Here is a 22,809-nt window from a genome sequence, read left to right as displayed (position 1 = left end):
CGGAATTTACACCACATCTTGCCCCGCTGCCTGTAAGCGATAATGTACGACGCTTTGACCGCGCCGTGCGCCGCGCTGGAGGCCGCACCCCAATGACACAGAACCCCTGAACACCGTCGTTCGATCGAGGTTCGTCCCATGTCAAAGAATCACCCGCTGAAGCAGCCAGGCCGTCGCGCCCCGCGCCCTCGTTGGCGCGCGCGCCTACTGTTCGTCGCGACTACATTCGTTGCCGCGATCCTGTTCACCGCCGCAGCCGGCAGCGGCTGGCAGCGGCTGGCGTACGCCGAACCTGCAAGGGCGCGCAGCGCCGTCATGACAGCCTGGCAACAGGTGCGCGATGCAGGTGCGTATCAGTTCGCGGCCGACATCGAACAAGAAGTGATTCCGCTGCCGACGGCCGGCAACGTGGGACGCGCGAGCAAGATCCAACGCCTGTATCTCGAGGGCGACGCTGATCTGACCGCACAGACGCTGCAATTAGCCGTCTGGTCGCAGGGCGGCAGCGCGCTCGATGCCAACTCGGCCGCCCAGGTGAAGGTCGAGGGGGACAAGGCGTTTGCGCGCCGAGGGGATGGCGAATGGCAGGCGACCGATAATTTCACCGGCGGCTTTGCGCCCGAAGGCGACTTCCTCACATTTTTGCATGCAGCCAAGAATATCAGGGTGGCCGATGTCGAGAACGGCTTGACGCGCTACGCCTTTGAGATGGACGGGCCGGGTTACGCCCGCTACCTGCGCGACCAGATGCAGCAGGCGCTTGCCAGCAAGGGCGCGCTGCCGAGCGGAATCACCCTTGACCTGCCAGAACAATACGTCTATTTGACCGGCAGCGGCGAGCTGTGGCTGGCGCCCAGCGGCTTACCGGCGCGCCAACTGATCCACCTGGATCTGCCCGCCGCGGCCAATGCCGACTACCGCACCAAAGCCAAAATTTCTGTCACGTTCACCTATCGCCACCAGCCTGCGCCCCGGCTGGCAGCCAATCTGTCTCCGCTGCTCCTCAATCTGGAATCGGCCGCGGCGCGGAGACTGATCGCCGGCGTGCCGCAGGCCGCGGCCCAGTTGCTCACCTTGTTCGCCGTGCTGGCCTTGACCGTGGCGCTGGCGCGCAGAAGCCGCTCACGCAGACTCTACGTTTCGATTACCTTGTCGGTGCTCCTGATCATGCTGGCCGCGCCCATCCTGCAAGCAGCCGAATGGCAGCGGTTCGACGCCTACGTCAAATCCCAGGCGCCGGCTGAGAATCAGACCACGCATGGAGTCAATGACGCCCTCGCCGCGTACAACGAGGATCGTCAAGCGAACAGCTTGCGGGCGGCGCAGAAGCTGGCGCTGCTCGAGAAAGACACCGGCGCGGATCAGGACGCGGATGGACTGAGCGATGCGCGCGAGCTCGCGCTGGGAACGAACCCGGCGGCAGCCGACACGCAAGAGCTACCCCGGCTGGCAACCGCGCCCGATGACGGCGCGGACAGCGACGGCGACGGTCTGACCGATGTTCAAGAAACGCTCCTGGGCACGAATCCGTTCAGGGCCGACAGCGACGGCGACGTGCTGACCGACTACCAGGAGGTCATTGGCTTTCTCCTGGGCGGCCAGCGTTGGTACAGCGATCCGCAAAAGGCCAGCACGTTGGACGACGGGGTGCTCGACGGCCAAAAGTGCACTAACTTCCCCGCCTGCCCCGACAGCGACGGCGACGGTGTGCCCGACATTGCCGACCGCGACCTGGACGGCGACGGCGCGCCCAACGGTGTTGATCTGTCCCCCTTCAAGGCCGGCAGTCCGACGTTCAGCGGCAGCGCGCCCCTGGCGTTGACTATCAACGGCCTGACCCCCAACGCGCCGACGTATGTGGAATTCCAACTGCGCCCCACCAACCCCGCCCGCCTCTGGTACGCCTTCAACGTGCTGGACTGGCCGAGCGGCGACGCTCGCGGCCAGATTCAGCGCGCCGAGCGCGGGCCGAACGACGCGCAAACCTTCTTCGACGTTTGCGTGCAGCAGGCGATCTCCAACGGCCGGGATCCAAACGCGGTCTGCGCCATGTCGCCCGACGACAACGGCGACATCAAGCTGATCCCGATGCTGGAGATTCAGGTTGCCGGCGCCAACAACAATCTGCCCAGCGACCAGGAGCTGGATCAGTTCGGCGGTATTGCCGTTCGCAGCCTCAACAGCGCCGCTTATCCACCCAAGGTCGTCTACGTGCCGCTCAACCTGGTGGTCGAGCCGAATACCGAAGACCGCGTGGCGTTCTACGGCAAGATGCTCTACAAACCGGGCACGTATTGGGGCAGCGCGCAGCAGGTGCGGCTGGTGTGGATCGTGCAGATGCTGTTGGATCAGTGCGCGGACTATGATGGGGGAGTCTGTGTGCGTTACGACGGCTACAACAGCATCCAGCCCGTGCAGACCTACTACGACGAATGGAAGCTGACCGGTCTCAACATCCGCGAGAACCGGGGCGTTGATTTTGCCATCCTCTACGAAGATCCGACCGCTCCAAACCCGCCTGAGCCTGACAGCGTGTTGACGCCGCTGAGCGTCGGTCTGGACGGGGCCTTCCTGTCGGCCCGCGACTGCGACACCGTCATCAATGGGACGTGCTACGGCGACGGCCAGCCTGACCTGACCGTAAACGGTCGCGGCGTCAATGCGCCGACCATTGCTGGTCGGCTCGATCGTTTGCAGAACGCCGGCGTGCCCAGCGTCCAGCGCTGGGGGCTGCCCAACGTGCTGCGGGTCGTCAACAAGTCCTACGGCCACCGGGACGAGGCCTTTGGCCGGCTGGCGACCAGCGATACGCAGGCTCTGCTAGGCAGCGTCTTCACCCCGTTTTGGTCGGCAGGCGCACCCATCTCACCCTCGCTGCTCTTCGCCCGCGAGGAACGTTTCCGCGCGCTGAACCTGGCGCAGGTCGGCGCGGGCCAGGCTGCGCAGTGGTCCGGTAACACGCTGATTTTTGATTTTCGGGCCGACAACGGCGCCCCTTTGCAGACCGTGGCCGGGCTCAACATGACCAAATACCGGTACAACAGCGCGGCGGCCAAGTGGGAGACCATGCCCATCGAGGATGCCTGGGCGGTCAGGGATCAGACGTACGCCGGGGCCGAGCCTGGTGAGGACGTCAACGTGGCCGCGGGCAAGCTGGCGATTCTGCAGCTCTACTACCTGTCCCTCAGCCGCGGCTGGGCGCGGCCCGTGCAGTTTGCCGACACCCTGGTCAACGATCCCAGCCGCGCGACTAGTGACCAGGACTTGCAGGCCATGGCCAGCCTGCCTATGGGCATCGGCCGCGTGGCAAACCTGCTGATCATCAACCAGCTCGTGTTGACCTACTACGTCAGTCCGCGCGATGTACAATCGTACATTGGCATTCTCAAGAACACCAACAGCGCAACCAAGACGTTAGACGACCTGGGAACGGTTAACCTGCTGGAGACGCTGCGGCGCAAGCTGAGCTTGATTACCAACGGCGAGGGCGCGTTCCAGACCTTTGTCGGCGTCGGCACCGCGGCCACCATCGTGTCGGGCATCGTCGGCATCACCCTGTTTGCGATCGGTTCTGCGCTGGACAACAACCCGCTCAAGCTGGCCGGTGTGGTCTTCCTGGGGCTGGCCGCGGCGGTAGCCACCATTGTCGCGCCGCTGTTGACGCTCAAGACCTTTGTCCAGGAGGTGGCCGTCGCGACCCAGGTCTCGCAGGGCGCGGCCCTAGGCAAGGTGCTGGGCGCCAGCTCCGAGATCGTCGGCCTGACCAAGGTGGCCGCAATCGTCGGCCTGGTCATCGGCATCGCGATTCCCTGGGGCATTTTCATGTACCAGGCGCTGTCGGGCGATGTCAAGGTCGGCACCGTTGCTTTCAACACAGCCCTGGCCTTCGCCATCGCCAGCACGATCGTCGCCATCGTCATGTTCGCATTGTCGCTGACCGTGATCGGTTTCATTGTGACGGCTGTGCTGGGTTTCGTAGACCTGCTGCTCATGGGCCTGTGTGAAGCTGGCGTTTCCGGCGCGTGCCTCAGCCTGGTCGGCGCCCTCACCGGCGCGCTGGCCAAGTTCATCTACAGCAGCGGCTCGGCCATTGACTTCGACCACGTGGATGCCAACGGCAGCCAGGACCTGGTCAGGATGGGCGCGTTTGCGTTGAACCTGGCCAACCCCAACAACGGTTTCATGCACGGCAACCAGGTCAGCTTTGCCGCGCCCGTACGGACGACCCTCTTCAACAAAGTGCCGGGCGGCGGCGCCATTGTCAAGTACGATTCATTTTTCTCGGCCTTCAACCTGCGCTCGTCCACCGTCACCTACAGGCTGGCCGGCGACGGGGCCAGCGCGCCAGCGGCAGCGCGCAGCGCCATGAGCAACGCCTGGCAGGAGGTCCAGTCGTTCCGCAGCAAGCGGTACCGAATCTGGTATGGGCCCTGGCCAGACAGCAATACGATCAACTTCCACACAGGCTATGCTGAGCAAATCATCGCCAGCCCGTGGCAGACCCTCTCGAAGGGCCTGGATCGGCAGATTCCGCTCTATTTCTACATGGGTTACGCCATGCCGGGCTACGAATGTTGGGCCGACTACTGCTCGGACATCACGCTGCGCGGCGACACCAAGACCTTCCTCGGCGACAGCCTCTATCCCGACGTCTTTCCGGCCACGCTGGACGAGTTCTACAGCCTGGCCTGGGACAGCCGCTTCCGGCCGCAGATGGATCACGACGGCGATGGGCTGCTGGCGGCCGGCGCTGGCTCTGGGGGACTGGACCCCAACGACGCCACCTACGACGCCGACGGCGACGGCCTGCCCGATGGCAGCGAAGTGCGCCTGGGTACATCCAACAGTCTGGCCGACACCGACGGCGATGGCCTCAACGATTACCGTGAAGCCATCCTGGGAACTGATCCCACCAGGTCGGACACCGACCGGGACGGCCTCAGCGACGCTGTTGAGGTGAACGGCTGGCAGTTCACCTACGCGACCGGCTTATCTACCCTGGTGACGACCGACCCGCGCATGCGCGATTCCGACGGCGATGGGTTGGACGATCTTGCCGAGAAGAACCTGGGAACCAATCCGCGTGCGGCGACGCCCAATCCGGCCTCCATCGCCCTTTCGATTAGCGACAGCGACCGCGTGGTCCGCTATGGCAACTCGCTGGTCTACACAGCGACGTTGACCAACGCCAGCCAGCCCGGCGTGCCCGACGCCAACGCTAACCTGACCCTTTCCGGCAGCTTTGTCAACACGTTCCCGCCCGAACTCGGCGCGGCTACGCTCACCTCGCCCGTGCTGTTGAGTCGCGGCGGCCAACAGAGCAGCGTGGCGCCCTTTACGATCCCCAACGGCAGTTCATCCAGGGCCACGTCCATCAGCGGCCGCGCCAATGGGTCCCTGCTGGCCGTCTACCCCGGCTCGCCCACCGTCAACCTCGGCAGCTTCGACCAGACCAGGTCGCTGAGCCTGCTGATTGACGACGATCTCCCAACCTCCAGCCTGACCACGCAGTTCGCCCCGGCCGGTCGCACGATCATGCTCGGCGGCCTGGCCAGCGATCCTACGTCGTCCGTTACCCGTGTCCAGGTGCGCATTGACAGCGGCGCCTGGCAGGACGCGCAGCCGGTCGGCGTGCTGCCGCGCGGCAACGCCCGCTATGCCTGGGCGCTGGAATGGGAGGTGCCGGCGGCCGAAGGCGCGCATACCGTGTCCACCCGCGCCACCGACGTCGTCGGTCATGTGCAGGCGACGGCCACCACGGCCACGCTGTACGTGGACGCGCAGACGCCAACAGTCACGGCCACGATTCCGGCCGACATCATGGCCGCGGTCAAGGGCGCCGACGATCGCTGGGTCATTCACCTGACCGGCGCGGCTAACGATCCGGGCAGCGGACAGAGCGTCAGCGGCGTTGACCTGGTGCAGGTGTTCATCACCCCCGACGGCGCAGGCTGGCAGAATGCGCAGATCACGCCGGCTGGCGGCAACCAGGTCAACTGGGCCATTGACTATGCCTTGCCCGACCTCGGCCAGCGTTACCCGACGGGCCTGTACGAGGTCCAGGTGCGCGCCGTGGATCGGGCTGGCAATGTGACTCCCAGCGCCAGCTACGCCGCCGGTTCCGTGCGGCTGGACAGCACGCCGCCCATCGTCAGCCTCAACGAGATTCCTTCCAACGCGCCGCCGGGCGATGTGCCGGCCATGGATCTCATCACCCGCACCATCACCATCGGCGGCGTCATCACCGAGACCGACGCCATCCAGGCCGGCGTCGGCGGGGCCGAGGTCTCCTACACACCGGACATCGTCACCGACGTCTATTCCAACACGTTGCTGCTGCTCTACCTGGACGATCTGCCTGGGTCGAGACTTTACCGTGACGATTCCGGCAAGAATCGGGTGGCCTTGTGCACCACGACTTCCTGCCCGACGGCCGGCGTGGCCGGTCGCTTCGGCCGCGCCCTGCAGTTCGACGGCGCGGCCGCGGGCGGGCAGCAGGTGCGCGCAACGTCGGTGGCCGTCGAAGCCGGCAACTACACCCTGACCGAGTGGTTCAAGGCGGGTTGCAGCAACTGCGGCATCTCCAGCGTGCGCACGCTGATCAGCGGCGCCTTCAACACCGACCGCCAGGTCTACCTCAGCGGCGGCAACGTCTGCGTGGATGTCTTCAACGGCAGCCGCGAGAGCATCTGCTCGGCCGGCGTCAATTACGGCGACAACCAGTGGCACATGGCGGCGCACGTGGTGGGCGCGGGCGGCCAGAAGCTCTACGTGGATGGCAAGCTGGCGGCCAGCGGCCTCAAGGCATCGTCGAGCTACGTCGGCGACAGCAGCATCCTCTTTGGCGAGGCCAGCCAGGCGATCAGCACGCGCTTCAGCGGCCTGCTGGACGAAGTGAAGGTCTTTCCCTCGGCGCTGAGCGCAGCCCAGGTGGCAGGTCTCTACAGCTCATGGAGCCCGGTCAACGCGTCCCAGACCGGCGCCGGCGTCCTTACCTCTGCCTGGACGGCGCAGGTTCCCGCGGGCCTGGAGGGTAACTACCAGATTGACCTGACAGGCAGCGATGTGCTGGCCAACCGCAACAGTGACCGCATCTCCTGGAATCACTGGCGCGGCGAGATTGACACCGCGCCGCCGCGCCTCAACCTGGACGTGCAGTACAGCGGTTATGGCAGCACGGGTCAGACCACCTACACCGCCTACGCGGAGGACCTCAACCTGAGCGAGGCCAACCTGCAGTTCCCGTGCGCCAACCCGACGGTCACGCGCACCTACAACACGCTGACGCGGGCGGGCGAACCGCAGCGGCTGAACCGCATGGACCTGACGTGCAGCGCCAGCGGCATTGACCCGAACGTGCCCTTCATGCGGGTCTGCGACGCCTACGGCAACTGCGCGGCGCGCAAGGCGTCTGGCTATCGCCTGTACGCAGCCACCGACCGCGGCATCATCCGCGCCAATCCCATTGACGGCTCGGAGATCGTGGTGTTGGTGCCAGCCTCCACCAGCAACCCCACGGGCGGCCTGGCCCTGGACGCCCCGCGCAGCAAGATGTACTGGGTGGCCGGCGCGACCATCGTGCGCGCCAACCTGGACGGCAGCGCGGTCGAGACGGTGCTCAGCGGCCTGATCTCGCCGCGGCGCATCGCCGTCAACAGCAACGCCGGCAAGCTGTACTGGCAGGAGCCGAACGCGATCAAGCGCGCCAACCTGGATGGGTCGGGTGTGGAGACCGTGGTCGCCCCGGATCGCCCGCTGACCAGCATGGCGCTGGATCCCGCGCGCGGTCGGCTGTACTGGTCTACGGCGGCCGCGCTGGCGCCGGGCGGCTTCGGCTATTACGAAACCATCTGGTGGCGCGCTGATCTCTCCGGCCAGGGCGCAGGCGCGGTGACCTTCTGGAACGACGGCGCGCAGGGCGGAGTCAACTTCCAGTGTTTTCCGACCGCCATCCGCGACGTATTCGTCGAGCCTAGCACCGGCAAGCTGTTCTGGAGTGTGTACAACCCCTCCTGCTGGCAGGGCCTGGCCAGCTATGCCCTGGTGTTCTCGTGGAACCCGGCCACAAACGCCAGCCAGTGGCACTATCGCGACTGGAATAGTGTGGTCAACATTGACACGGTGGCCGCCGATCCGCAGGGCTCCGTCTACATCGTCCGGCCCGCAGGGCTGCGCCGCCTGACGAGCTTCTACATCAGCGGCGAGGTTTCCATTCTTTCGGGCAGCGTGACCGGCGTGGTCTTCAGCCCGGCGAGCAATCCGTCCATCACGACGCCCGATTTGGCGGTCAGCAAGACCGCCGCGGCGCCGATCTTCCTGCCCGAAGGGCCGATTGCCTACTCCCTGGCGGTCCAAAACACCGGCGCTGGCCTGGCCAGCGGGGTGGTCGTGACCGACGCCCTGCCCAGCGGTGTGACCTTACAATCTGTCGCCAGCAGCCGCGGCGATCCCTGCAGCGTGCAGCCCGGCAACCGCATCAACTGCAACTTGAACGAAGTGGCGGTAGGTGAGACCGTCGTGGTGCAGATGAACGTACAGGCCAACCCTGGCGTGCTCGGCCTGATCGAGAACCGGGCTGGCGTGCAGGGCGCGCAGGCTGACCAGAACCCGCTCAACAACAACACCTTCAACCTGGTCAACGGCGTGACGCCGACGCCGACTCACACCCCGACCCGCACGCCGACCGCGACGCCAACGCCGACCTTCACCCGCACGCCGACGCCCACACGCACCTTCACGCCGACGCCCACCTTCACGCCCACGCGGCTGCCGGTGACGCCGACGCCCGCCGGCCACGGCAAGTACGTCTACTGGAGCGACGCGTTTACTTCGATCCAGATCGTTGATGTGAGCGGTGCAAACCCGCGCACCATCTACAGCGCCTACGATCCGAACAGCGGCGAGGGGGTCCGCCCGCGCGCGATCCAGATTGACCCGGTCGCCAACAAGGTCTACTGGGTGGAGTATACGCGCCGGCGCATCATGCGCGCCAACCTGGACGGCAGCGGCGCCGAGCCCTTCGCCTACACCATGGCCAACACGCAGGGCCTGGCGCTGGATCCGGTGCGCCGTAAGTTGTATTTTGGTACTCAGCCGTACTACGGCGGAACTTGGGACATCCAGGTCTGGGACATCGGCGGCCCGGGCCGGGATACCTTCCTGTCGGGCGTCAGCTTCATCGGCCCGTCCGGGCTGGCCATTGACAGCGAGTACGGCACGCTGTACTGGAGCGAGGACAGGACGATCCACCGCATCAAGCTCGACGGCAGCGGCCGCGAGCAGATCTACAGCGCCGCGTTCCCCGCCTCCATTGACGGCATCTTTGTAGACGGCCCCACCAACAAGATCTACTGGTCGGAAGGCGCGCTGATCAAACGGGCCGACTTGAACGGCCAGAACGTGGAGACCGTCGCCAGTGCGGCCGAGCGCGCCTCCGGTCTCGCCGTGGATGTCGCCGCCGGCCGGGTCTACTGGACGGCCTACTTTGCGGGTGTGCGTCAGGCTGAGCTGCCGCCGGCCCCCTCCAACGTTCAACTGCTGGCAGCGGACGATCCCTGGGTCGGCGCGGATGTGGCCTTTGCCTACGTGACGGCGACGCCGACGCCCACCCATACGCCGACCCGCACACCGACGCGCACGCCAACCAACACCGCGACGGCGACGGCCACGGCCTCCAACACGCCTACAGCCACCCACACGGCCACGGCCACCAACACGCCGACGCCGACTCATACGCCGACCCCCACCCATACGCCCACGGCCACGGCGACGCGTGTGTCGCCGACCCCGACGCCGTCCGGCCGCGCCAAGACCATCTACTGGTCCGACGGCTTCCTGTTCATCAAGTCGCTCTACGCGGACGGCAGTGACCTGCGCTATCGCTACTCCGATCAGTACGCCGACCCGGCCGGCATTGACGTCAATCCGCTCACCGACCAGATCTACTGGGTCGAGGCCTACTACAACCGCAGCTACGGGCGGCTGATGCGCATGAACCTGGACGGCTCCGGCGTGACGGTGCTGCGCAACGACCTGTACAACCCCGGCGGCCTCCTGGTGGATGGCGTGAACGGAAAGCTCTACTGGTTCGACTCCTACTGGAACGGCCAGTGGTGGGGAGGCTCCGTGCGCCGGGCCAACCTGGACGGTTCCGACCCTGTGACGCTGCTGCCCAACCTGAGCAGCAGTCTGGGCGCGCTGGCGCTGGACCCGGAGCGCGGCAAGCTGTACTACAGCGAGGGCGGCGCGATCCGCCGCGTCAACCTGGACGGCAGCGGCCGTCAGGACGTGGTCGCCGGCCTGGGCGACACCATCCTTGGCCTGGGTATTGACCCTTACGGCGAGAAGGTCTACTGGAGCCAGCGCACGGCCAGGGTGATCCGCCGCGCGGGCCTCGACGGCCAGAACATGGAGACGCTGGCGACCCGCACCCGCGACATCTCCGGCCTGCGGCTGGACGTAGCCGGCGGCAAGATGGTCTGGACCGAGTTCGGCTCCAACGTCTTTCGCGCCAACCTGGACGGCAGCGGGGTCGAGACCTTCGCGACCGACTACACCATTCTCAACAGCCATCCGGCGGTGGTTTACGGCCCGCTGCCCACGGTCACGCCCACGGCCACCCACACGCCGACGTTGACGCCGACGCCCACCCACACGCCGACGGCGACCCCGACCTTCACGGCCACGCCGACCCGCACGCCAACCTTCACGCCGACGCTCACGCCGACGCGCAGCGGGCCGACGGCCACGCCATCGGGCGACTTTTACAGCAAGGGCCTGTTCTGGGCGCGTCAGGGCGCCGGCCAGGTGCTGACCGCGCGGCTGCTGGGCGCGTGGCCGTGGCTGGATCCCTCGCCTGGCGCGCTGCTGGCCGACGCGGCCAACAACAGCCAGGCCGGCGGCGTGGCCGTTGATCCGGTCAACCACATCCTCTTCTGGGCCGAGCGCAACAACGGCCGCATCATGCGCGCCAACCTGGACGGCTCCAACCAAGCGGTGGTCGTCGGCAGCCTGGATCTGCCGGGGCCGCTGGTTTTCGATCCGGTCGGCAACCGGCTCTTCTGGGTCGCCAGCCCCACCATCCAATCCTACGACCTGGACACGCTGGCCCTGGCGACCTTGCCTGTCTTCACCGGCGCCTTCGGCGGCCTGGCCTTCGACCCGGAACGCGGCCAGCTCTACTACGGCGCTGGCAGCACGATCTACCGGACGGACGTTGATGCCGGGGGTGCGCCGCAAGCCGTCATCTCGGTCGTGGCCGGCTCGGTCAACAGCATCACCATTGACGGCCCTAACGAGCACATCTACTGGACCGAAAGCGGCTCGCACCACATCAAGCGCGCCGACCTGAGCGGCGTCAACCAGAACGTGGTCACCATCTCGACCGGCGCGACGCCCGGCTTCATCTGCGCCGACAGCCAGCAGCCCTATGCGTTGACGGTGGACACGGCCGGCGGCAAGGTCTATTGGCTGCAAGACTGCGGCATCTGGCAGGCCGACCTGGCGCCTGGCTCGCCGGCCGAGAACATCGCCGGTACGGGCGGCGGCGGGGCCATCGGCAGCGGCGTCGGATTGACCATCGGTTACGCGCCTATTCCGCCGACGCCGACGCCGACCCACACGCCGACGATTACGCCAACGCCGACCTTCACGCCGACGCCTACGAACACGGCCACGCCGACCCTCACGCCAACGCCGACCAACACGGCCACGCCCATCGTCGGCCCGTTGACCGTCAACACGAGCGATGACCATGACGACGGCGACTGCACCGCGGGCGACTGCACCCTGCGCGAGGCCGTCGCCGCGGCCAACGCCGGCCCCGGCGTCAATACCATCCTGTTCGACCCGTCAGTCACCGGAACTATCGTATTGGCGCTGGGTCAGCTCGAGATCAGCGATGATCTGGTCATCACCGGCCCTGGCTCGGCGGCGCTGACGGTCAGCGGCGACAACGTCAGCCGGGTGTTCGACATCACCAGCGGTCAGGTCGAGATCGCCGGCCTGACCATTGCGGACGGCAACGACGACGGCTACAGCGGCGGCGGCGGCATCCTCATCCACGGCGGCGTCGTTGTCACCGGGGATGACCTGGTGGTCTTCAACAACCATGCGCCGGCTGGCAATGGCGGCGGCATCCTTAATAGAGGCAATCTGACACTCACCAACAGTGTTGTCTACAGCAATACCGTTGGCGTCCAATTCGCCGATTACGCGCAGTATGGCGGCGGCATCTACAACGACGGCGCGCTGAACCTGACCGGCGTCGCGGTCTTCAGCAATACCGTCATCATCAACAACAATGGCTACGGCGGCGGCATCGGCAGCTACTACGGCGGCGGCCTGACCATCAGGGACAGCGCGATCTACAGTAACACCGTTCCCCGCAGCGGCGGCGGCATCTACGTCTTCGGCGCTGGCGAATGCCCTGGCTGCGTGATTGATATCCAAAACAGTTCGATCGCGAGCAACAGCAGCAGCAGCGACGGCGGCGGCATCGCGGTCGGCAGCTACGCCACACTGCAGCTCAGCGCCGTGACCGTTGCTGGTAACACGGCGGGCGGCAACGGCGGCGGACTGTGGGTTGAGAACGTGGGCGCGGTTGCCATCCGCAACAGCACGTTCTCCGGCAACGGCAGCGACGGCAACGGCGGCGGCATTGCCGCGGGCAACGTCACGACGCTGCTGTTCAATAATGTCACCGTCGCCAACAACTCAGCCGACAGCGACGCCGACGACATCGGCGACGGCGGTGGGCTGTGGAGCGATTCCGCGGGCGCCAGTATCCAGAACAGCATCCTGGCTAATAACCAGGACCTGAGCACAGGTTTTGGTTTGGACGCCCCTGACTGCTCGGCGCTGGCTGGCGACATCACGTCTGGCGGCGCCAACCTAGTTGGCAAGGCTGACAACTGCAATTGGGTCAACGCAACCGGCGACCAGGTGGGCAGCATCGCCTCGCCTATTGACCCGCTGCTGGGCGCGTTGGCCGACAACGGCGGGGGAACGCTGACTCATGCGCTGGCGGGCAGCAGCCCGGCCATTGACGCGGGGAACCCGGCCGCCCCCGGCAGCGGCGGCGCGTCCTGCGAGGCCGCAGACCAGCGCGGGTTCCCGCGGCCCCAGGATGGCGACGGCAACGGCATAGCCACCTGCGACATCGGCGCGTACGAGCGCGTCGAGGTGGCAACCCCCACCCCCACGCCCACCGCCACAGATACGCCGACGCCAACGGCCACCGCAACGCCGACGGCCACCGCAACGCCGACGGAAACGCCTACCCCGACGTTCACGCCGACCAACACCTTTACGCCGACGCCCACCGTGACGCCGACGGCCACGGAGATCCCGACGCCAACGCCCACCGACACGCCGACCCCGACGCCCAGCGCGACGCCGACCGCAACCCCCACGGCGACGCCGACCTTTACAGCGACGCCGACGGCCACACCCGCGCCGCCGGCTGTCATCGGCGACCTGGCCTGGCATGACCTCGACGCGGACGGCATCCGCGAGGCGGGCGAGCCGGGTCTGGCGGACGTGCTGGTGCTGCTGTTCACCGCGGACGGCGAGCTGGCCGGCACTGAAACGACCAACGCCAGCGGTAGCTACAGCTTTACCACGCCGCCCGGCGACTACCTGCTGAGCTTCAGCGCGCCGCCCGGCTACCTCTTCAGCCCGCAGAACCAGGGCGGCGATCCCGAGTTGGACAGCGACGTCAGCATCGCCTCCGGCGCCACCGACATCTTCACCGCGGGCATGGGCCAGACCGACCTGAGCCGGGATGCTGGTCTCTACCTGGCGCCCACGCCGACACCCACAGCCACCGACACGCCGATCCCCGCGGCCACGCCCACGGCGACGCCGACCGCGGACGGCACCGCCACCTCAACGCCGACGGCCACCGCCACCGACACGCCGACGGCCACGGCGACGGAAACCGTTATGCCGACGGAAACCGCCACGCCGACGGCCACCGCGACCGCCACACCCACGCCCATCGTGCCCGCCGCCATCGGCAACCGCGTGTGGGAAGACCTCGACGCCGACGGCATCCAGGACACCGGCGAACCGGGCGTTGCCAACGTCATGGTAGCCCTGCTCGACAGCGCGGGGCAGGACGTGGCCCTCACCTTGACCGACGCTTCGGGCTTCTACAGCTTCAGCGCGCCGGCCGGCGTCTACCGTATCGGTTTCGTCACGCCCGATGGCTACGTCTTTAGCCCGCCCAACCAGGGCGCCGATCCGGAGCTGGACAGCGACGCCGACCCGGCCACCGGCCTGTCCGGCCTCTTCACGGTCACAGCCGGGCAGGTGGACACGAGTTGGGACGCCGGCGTCTACCCGCAGCCGGCGCCCACCGCCACGCCGACCTCCACGCCCACGGCAGCTCCAACGGCCACGCCGACCGCGACGCCCGAACCGCCGGCGCAGATCGGCGGCATGATCTGGGACGACTTCAACGGCGACGGCCTGCGGCAGGCTGACGAGCAAGGCATCGGCGAGCTGACAGTGAGGCTGTACAACGATGTGGGCGTCGAGATCACCTCAGCCCTGACGGTCAGCCCCACGGGCCTCTACACCTTCACCGTGGCGCCTGGAACCTACGCGCTTGGCTTCGAGTTGATCGGAGGCTTCGTTTTCAGTCCGCCGAACCAGGGCGGCAACCCGGACCTGGACAGCGACGCCAACCCGGCCACCGGTCGTACGATCAACTTCACCGTGGCCGGCGCGCAGAGCGACCAGAGCCGGGATGCCGGTATGCTGCCGGACTTCGCACCGCCGCCCAGCGTACCGCCTGGCGGCCCTGTCAACTACATTCTGCCGCTGATTGACTCGCGCATCCTGACGCCGACCAATGGCGCGCTGCTCCCAAGCCTCGGCGTTGCCGCCATCTACGGCGCGGCCAGCGCCAGCGGCTACCTCAAGCAGGTCACGGTCACGGTTGACGACAGCCCGGCGCAGGTCTTCAACTGGGCCGACGGTGTCACCAACGACACGACCTGGAACTGGGACTGGACGCCGCCCGCGGCCGGCGTCTACGTCCTCGACGCCATCGCCGAGGACTGGGCGGGCCATGTCCAAACCAACACTCTGCCCGTGACCCTCACCGTCGGCGTGACGCCCCCATCCATCGCCATCACCCCCACGGTTTTCACGGAAGCGGACGAGATTGCGCCCAACCGGGTTCGTCTGCAAGGCCCAGCCGGCGCAGTTTCCGCGGCCGCGGTGGAGGTCGAGCCGGGCAGCGGGGCAGGCTTCACGCCGGCCCTCTTCGACGGCAGCCGCTGGACTTACGACTGGCAGCCGCTGAACGGCGCGGATGGCGAGACCTACACCGTCACCGCGCGCATCACCGACGCCGCGGGCCAGGTCGCGACCGATATCCAATCCGTGCTCGTGGACCTGATCTCGCCGTCCGCCTTCACGCCCACGCTGAGCTACCGCGATGGCGGCGGCCTGGTTTCGCCGGTCAGCCCCGGCCAGACGGTCAGCGCAACCAACCCAACCCTGATCGTCGAGTGGAGCGCCAGCACGGACGGCGCTGGCCTGAGCGAGTACCTGGTCAGTTGGACCAATACGATCACGCCCGATCTGGGCACGGCGGTCAGCGTTCCGCCGGCCGCGCCGCGCATCAACGAAGTCATCCCCGGCGAAGCCGCAGTTCTCTACGCCCACGTCATCGCACGCGATATCTGGGGCAACGAGCGCCTGGTCACCGTCGGCCCGGTCTACGTAGATTCGCCCGTCACGCCTGACCTGGTTGACGATCCGGGCTATCGCGCCTGGATGGACAGCGGCGCCACGCTGGTCTCCACCGACGCCGAGCTGCATCTGCACGACGATGCCGTATCGGTCCAGCGGCTGCACACATCATGGAACGCCAGCACACTGCGCCTGGCCTGGTCGGGCGCCAACTGGGACCTGGACGGCGATCTGTTCGTCTATCTCGACACGACGACCGGCGGCGCCGCAGCGCTCTACGACCCGTTCGCCACCGGCGGCTCGCTGACTTTCCCAGCTTCCTTCGCCCCCGACTGGCTGGTGTGGGTGCAGGACACAGCCACGGCCAGGCTGCTGCAGTGGAACGGCAGCGCCTGGGTCATGGATCGGCCGCTGACCGCGCCCAACTTCCAGCACGATGCGCCGCACACCGATCTCCTGCTGCCCTTCGGCTGGCTGGGCCTGACGCCGGCCTCGTCTCTCAAACTGCTGGCCGCGGCCTCGCAGGACGATGCCCTGAACCTATGGGCGGCGGCGCCGAACAAGAACCCGCTCAACAGCCCGCGCGTGGTCAGCCCGGTGGCCCAGGGCCGTGATCTGCGCACCTACCGGTTGACCCAGTTTGCCTTCTTCCCGGCGCTCGGGAGTGGGATTTTGCCCAACGGCGAGCGCTCCATCGAAACCGACTTGCGCTTTAGCATCACCAGCGCGCCCGGCGGCTTCACCACCGGCTTCCTGGCTGATAACCTCTACGATGTGCTGACACCCGGCGCGTCGCTGGACGCCAACCTGGATGGGCAGCCCGACCTTCCGCTGCCCATGGCCGAGGATCCGCAGCCAGTCGGCAACGGCCAGGCCATTTCCTACACCGTGCGCTACGAGAACAACGGCGCCGAGGTGGCCGAAGATGTGCAGATCGCCATTTCCACGCGTGGAGCCTTGCGCCTGTCCGACGGAACATCGAGCAGAATCATCAACCTGGGCGACGTGGTCGTGGGCATCTCGGCCACGGTGCAGATTGATGCGTTGGTCAATACCAGCTTCAATGGACAAGCGGCCGAACTGAACGCGACGGTCTCGGATGACCTGCACGGCCGCGCCTTCGACTGGCTGTGGGTGCTGCACCCCGTGGACAGCCAGCCGCCGGCGGACGTGCTGATCACCAACCCCATCACCTACGTTTTGCCGGGCGTCACCTTCATCGCCGGCAGCGTGGCCGACGCCTCGGGTGCAACGGACATCGAGATCGAGATCACGCCGCTGCCGTTCGGCGCGACCACCATCCTTCACTGCGTGGATCCCACGCCGGAAGATGGTTCCTGGTCCTGCCTGTGGCAGCCAGGGAATTTGACCAACCTGACAGGCTTTGATCTGCGGGCGCGAGCGCAGGATCGCTTCGGCAACACCAGCGGCTGGAGCCCAGTCCGCCGCCTGATCGTGGATACCACGCCGCCCACCCTCACGGCCGATGCGGTCGTTGACGACTACCTGGCCGACGGCTTCATCAGCGCGGCTGAGTTGGTTTGGCGCGGACAGGCTGAGGATGACCATGAAGTGAACCGGGTGGCGGTCTGCCTGGACGGGGTCTACACCACCGGCTGCGCGACGGCCAGCGCCTCCCTGCCTGCACCCACGGTCGCCTGGCGATACGACTTCAGCGCCGTGTTCGCGGGCGATGGCATCTCGCAGACCGTGTCGTTCCACGGGTTCGATGCCGCCGGCAATCGCTCGCTGCCGCCGCTGCTGCGAACCTTCACCGTGGACACCGCGCCGCCGGTGATCAACGTTGAGCAGCCGGTCCATGCCGACGGCTCCCTTGCGATTACGGAGATGCAGGTCTACAGCGGGACGGTCAGCGACGGCGGCGGCGTGGCGCGGATGATGGCCCTGGTGGCGCCGCCTGACGGCATCCTACGCGTCGAACCGATCGCGCTGAGCGGCGCGGCCTGGAGATACATGCCGCGACTGGACCAACTAGGCCAGTACCTGATTCAGATCACGGCTACTGATCGCGCGGGCAACATCAGCTCGACGGGGTTGTTTACCCTGGTGGTGACCAACAGGCCCCCACTGGGGCTTGACGACAGCTATGCCACCACGGCCGACCGGGCGTTCACCATCAAGACGCCGGGTGTGCTGGTCAACGACACGGACCCCGACGACGATGCGCTGACGGTTGTGGCTTACGACCATCCCAGCGCACTGGGCGCGGGCGTGAACCTCAGCCCCCAGGGCGAATTCGACTATGATCCGACTGGCTCGTCGGTCCTGGCGGCCTTGCTGCCTGGCGAGAGCATGACGGATACGCTGGCTTACACGGTGGACGACGGCCACGGCAACACGACCAGCGCCACGGTTCATGTGTTGGTCAGCGCCGGCCGGTTCGCGGGCTGCGCCGTTGCCGATGTCAACAGCGACGACCGAGGGGACATCGTGGATGTTGGCCTGCTGACCGGGCACTGGGGCCTGGCCTCGAGCGATCCGGGCTGGGATCCGGTCTACGACGTGATCGTCAACGGCGTCATTGACGTGGCCGATGTGAGCGCAGTAGCCGCGTGCTGGGGCTACGTCGCGCCGCGGGCTTCAATCGGCCCTGACTGACGAGTTCGGCAAGTTCGCAAGGTGGGCCGATTTTTCGGCTGCCTAGCCCTCGCAGGGGTCACGGAACATCACCGCGTTGGCGTGCGGCGACGGCGTGCGACTCTGAGTCTGCCGTTTCGCCGCAGCCCTGCGAGGGGCGTCGCCCCTTGCGAAGGCTGGTTGGGCGAAAGGCCGTCGGGCAAGCCCAGATCGCTCTCCACGGCGTGAGATCCTTATGCGGCGAGCCTTCGCAAGGTTGGGCGTCTCGTGACCAACCCTCGCAGGGGTTTGTGGACATCACCGCGTTGGCGTGCGGCGGCGTTATGTGAATCTGAGTGCGTCATTTGGCCGCAGCCCTGCGAGGGGGGTCGCCCCTTGCGAAGGCTGGTTGGGCGAAAGGCCGTCGGGCAAGCCCAGATCGCTCTCCACGGCGTGAGATCCTTATGCGGCGAGCCTTCGCAAGGTTGGGCGTCTCGTGACCAACCCTCGCAGGGGTTTGTGGACATCACCGCGTTGGCGTGCGGCGGCGTTATGTGAATCTGAGTGCGTCATTTGGCCGCAGCCCTGCGAGGGGGGTCGCCCCTTGCGAAGGCTGGTTGGGCGAAAGGCCGTCGGGCAAGCCCAGATCGCTCTCCACGGCGTGAGATCCTTATGCGGCGAGCCTTCGCAAGGTTGGGCGTCTCGCGGCCAACCCTCGCAGGGGTTTGTGGACGTCACGGCGTTGGCGTGCGGCGACGTTATGTGACTCTGAGTGCGTCATTTGGCCGCAGCCCTGCGAGGGGGCGTCCGCCAGCAAGCGCCGCAGCTCCATCGCCTCAGCCAGGGCTACGGCTCCGGCTTGGCGGGAAACTCCTCGCCGGGCCGGGCGTCGCGCACCTGATCCATGATGGTCATGACCCCGGCCGGCCAGTTGATCGTCGCGACATCCCAAACCTGTCCATTGGTCATTTGCTGCGGTCCGAAGTCGAGCTGTTGGCCGCCTACCCAGACGCGCACGCGCGGGCTGCTCGGCCCGCGCCCGTGGTCCGAGTAGTAGTGCACCTTGATCGTGAAGACGCCGTTGAACGCCTTCTGCAGCACGATGTTCTCGATGGTGCACCCGGTAATGCAGTCCACGTCTAGCGCCGGGTTGTCGTCGGACATGCCCGCGACGCCCCAGTCGGGGTTACGATTGCTATAGTAGCAGTCGTCCGGGCTGGTTCCATAGCTGCCCCCGGGCCGAATGAAGTGCAGGTCGAAGTCCGAGCCAAGCTGCGGCCACGTCAACTGCACGTGGATGTCCTTTTGGGCGGCCAGGCATTTCACCGTGGTGTAGCTGTCGCCCCCGCCGTACTCGTTGACCGCCGTCACCTGGATTGTGTTGTCGCCCGTAAAGACCGGCGCGCGCGTGTTGAATGTGAAGTTCGGCCGCGCGCCGCTCCAGGTCAGATCGAGCAGATTGTCGCCCGAGGGGCCTGTAATCACGGCATTGACCCGGCTGAGGTCGCTGTCGCTGGTGATCCGTCCTTGCAGATCCACCGTGCACTGCGCTACCGTGCCGCCGTTGGGCGACGTGATAGCCACCTCAGGCTCTGCGCACTGCCGTTCCTGGTCTTGGGCCGGATCGAAGTTGCTGGTCTCGTCTGGACCATTGAAGAAGCCGTTGCGGTTGATGTCCTCGCAGCCGTCGCTGGAACCGGTGTTCCAGTAGTTGTCGTTGTCCAGGTCGGTCTCCTTGCGGTCGCCGTCGCCGTCCCAGTCGGCGCGCCAGCGGTTGTAGTTGCCGTCGGGGTCGAAGACATGGGCGCGCATGTCGGCCTTGTCCGTGATGCCGTCGCCGTCGGAGTCGGGATTGCGCGGGTTCAGGTTGTACAGGTTGCCGCGGAAACGATGGTTCTCGTCGAAGTCAGCGATGCCGTCGTTGTCGCTGTCTTCGATCAGGTCGGAGACCAGGTTGTTGTTCAGGTCTTCATCCCGGCGCGGGATCAGGGGAATCTGGAGCTTGGGCGGCACATGGTATTCGCTGATGTTCCATGACGCCAGCGACACCCACGCGCCGGTGGCGGTCCACGGGTCTATGCGGTAGACCAGCTGACCTTCGGTGTCGTAGCCGCTTAGCACCACACTGTGAGCGTCGCCGTTCTCCACCACCAGCAGCGGCCGGTCGGCGTCAATCCAACCCTTGATCTGATCGAACGTGGGCTTGCCGCGGCTGGACGTGACCGCGTTGTCGTTCATGGCCCAGTCGAAGGCCTTCTTGCCCGTGCCAGCAGCCAGGTCGCCGTTGGGCCACATGCCTTTGCCATGGCCCAGGTCGCCCTCGGGTTCGCCCTCGCCGTATTCGAAGTAGGAGATGTAATCCTGGCTCAGGTTGGCGCCGTGATAGGCCACGATCATGGAAATCGAAGCGCGGGTGCAGTACATGTTGTCCAGTGGGCTGACGCGCACCGGCGTGCCGTTGCCGACCGTCCAGTCGCCGTCGTCTTCGTGGGCCGCGTCCCAACGGCTCTGACCCGTCTCCGGATCGCCGTCCAGATTCAACATATGCGTGTCTTTATGCTGGAGCTTCGGCGTCACGTTGAGCAGGACGAACGCGTTTGGGCCAGACTCGTGCAGCAGGTTGGCGCAGTCGAGCACGGTAACGGAATTGGCCGGCGAGTACGCGCTGTCGCCGTAGGCGCCGCCCAGCGCTTTGACCCGGAAGTAGAACGCGCCCAGCGGAAGGTTCGCGTCAGGCTGGTAGGCGCTGGTGTTCACGTCGAGGTTGATCAGCGGCGAGCCGAAGTTGGCGTCGTCGTCAACTTGCAGACGATAGCCGTTGATGCGCTGCAACGTTTCCCAGCCAAAGGTGATGCGCCGGTCACAGGTAGCGATGCCGTTGGATGGGTTGCGTAGGAAGGGCGCTGCCGGCAGGTTGACGCCGCCCTGAATGCCCTCGCCAGGCCGGTAAATGGCCCAATCAGACGGCGACCGGCTGAAGTGGGCAGGCCGGCGGCCGATCGTGCCGCCCCGCTGCAAAGGCTCTCCGCCCGGCGCTGGCTGCGTGTCCACATAGAGTTCAGGCGGCCAGACGCCTGAGAAGGCCGCGCTGCTTTCGTCGCCGGCCGGATCCACGCCCCAGGCCACGAAGCTGACCACGGGCTGCGGTGGGTTGATGCGGTTCGGGCGTGGGATGGCCGGCCCGGGCCCGGTGTAGCGACTCAGCGCCGCGGGTAGGAAGACGGCGTAGCTGGTATTGTACAGCGCCACCTGGTCGCCGTTATCTTCGAGAATGTTGACCATGCCTGGCGGGCTGTGGAGGGTCGCCACGCCGTCGCCGAAGTCCAAGTCGTTCGCGCTGCTGCCCTGCCCATCGAAGATGACCACCACCCGTGCGCCGGCCGGCGCGCTGGGCAGCGCGGCGGGGATGCGATAGATGTTGCCGTCCTCATCGCGCAGCGAATAGCCGCGCAGGCTCTGCGTCGTCGTACTGTAGTTTTGCAGCTCCACCCACTCGCGGTTTCCAGCAGCCGGGAAGTACATCACTTCGCTGAGTAGAACGCCCGGCCCCGGCTGGGCAGCGCCCGTGGCCGTCGGCGTCGCCGTGGGCGTCCGCGTCGGCGTCGCCGTTGATGAGACGGTAGATGCTGGCGTTGGCGTGCGCGTCGGCGTTGCTGTCGCCGTGCGCGTGGGCGTCGGCGTCGCTGTCGCCGTGCGCGTGGGCGTCGAGGTTGTCGCCGTGCTATCCAGCCGCACGTCGTCAACGAAGAAATCGCTCACGCCGCCGTTGTTGGCAAACACCTCAGAGTGGAAGGCCAGGGTGTGGCTGCCGCCGTTGGCCCAGGCGCTGACGTTGACCGTTTGTTGGACATAGCCGGGCTGGCCGCAGCGGGCATGGGAGCCGTTGACCACAAAGGTCCGGGTGTTGTCAATTGTAGCTTCCAGATAGTCAGCCGCGCTGTCGCATTGAGGCATCTCCAGCCAAAAGGTCAGCGTCGCGGACCCGCTGGGGATAGTCATCGCCTGGGAAAGCACGCCCGCTTCGTAAGCGGCGATGCCGCCAAACCATGCCCACCATTGGCCGCTGCGGGGGCCGGTTCCCGCGCCGGCGCCGCACCCGGACAACTGACACAGCGGCGTGCCAAAGTTAGTGGACTCCTCGTGCCAGCTTGGGTTGGGCGACCCCGCCTCGAAGCTGCTGTCGGCCACCAGATTGTCGTCAGGGGCGAGGGGAGCCGCGACCCAGGGCGACGACGGAGCCACGCGCCGGCGCGCCGGATCGGGCGGTTGGGCCGTCACCCTGGCCTGCGGTCCAGGGCGCCTGGCGGCCGCAGCCACGGTGGGCAGCGAACCTCCCACGACCAATAAAGCGAGAAGGGTAACCGCTGCGATCGAAGCATATCGGTTCTCCATCGGACCACTCCTTTGTTCACCCAGGACAACACAAAGGGGACGAGACGAAAGAGCAGGCAGGCGCGGGCGCTATGCTACGCCGACTTGGGGAGAACAAGTATTGCACAATTAAAGCACAAATCAGGCTCTATGTCA

At 66.6% G+C, this 22,809-nt stretch carries 2 protein-coding genes; one reads left to right on the top strand and one right to left on the bottom strand.

Features of this window, described 5'->3' with window-relative positions:
- Window positions 1-138: 138 nt before the first annotated feature.
- Complete coding sequence (locus tag ACPQ6D_RS13130) at window positions 139-18,324, top strand: SdrD B-like domain-containing protein (protein ID WP_423224782.1); 18,186 nt, start codon at window positions 139-141, stop codon at window positions 18,322-18,324.
- A gap of 804 nt (window positions 18,325-19,128) precedes the next feature.
- Here ACPQ6D_RS13130 and ACPQ6D_RS13125 read toward each other — a convergent pair.
- Entirely contained in the window at window positions 19,129-22,674 is a 3,546-nt protein-coding gene (locus tag ACPQ6D_RS13125; RefSeq protein WP_423224781.1) for a lamin tail domain-containing protein, read from the bottom strand.
- Window positions 22,675-22,809: the final 135 nt, after the last annotated feature.

Origin of the sequence: Candidatus Amarolinea aalborgensis, from assembly GCF_900491745.1 — a bacterium.
Lineage (GTDB): Bacteria > Chloroflexota > Anaerolineae > SSC4 > Amarolineaceae > Amarolinea > Amarolinea aalborgensis.
This window is presented reverse-complemented; position numbering and strand designations above follow the sequence as displayed.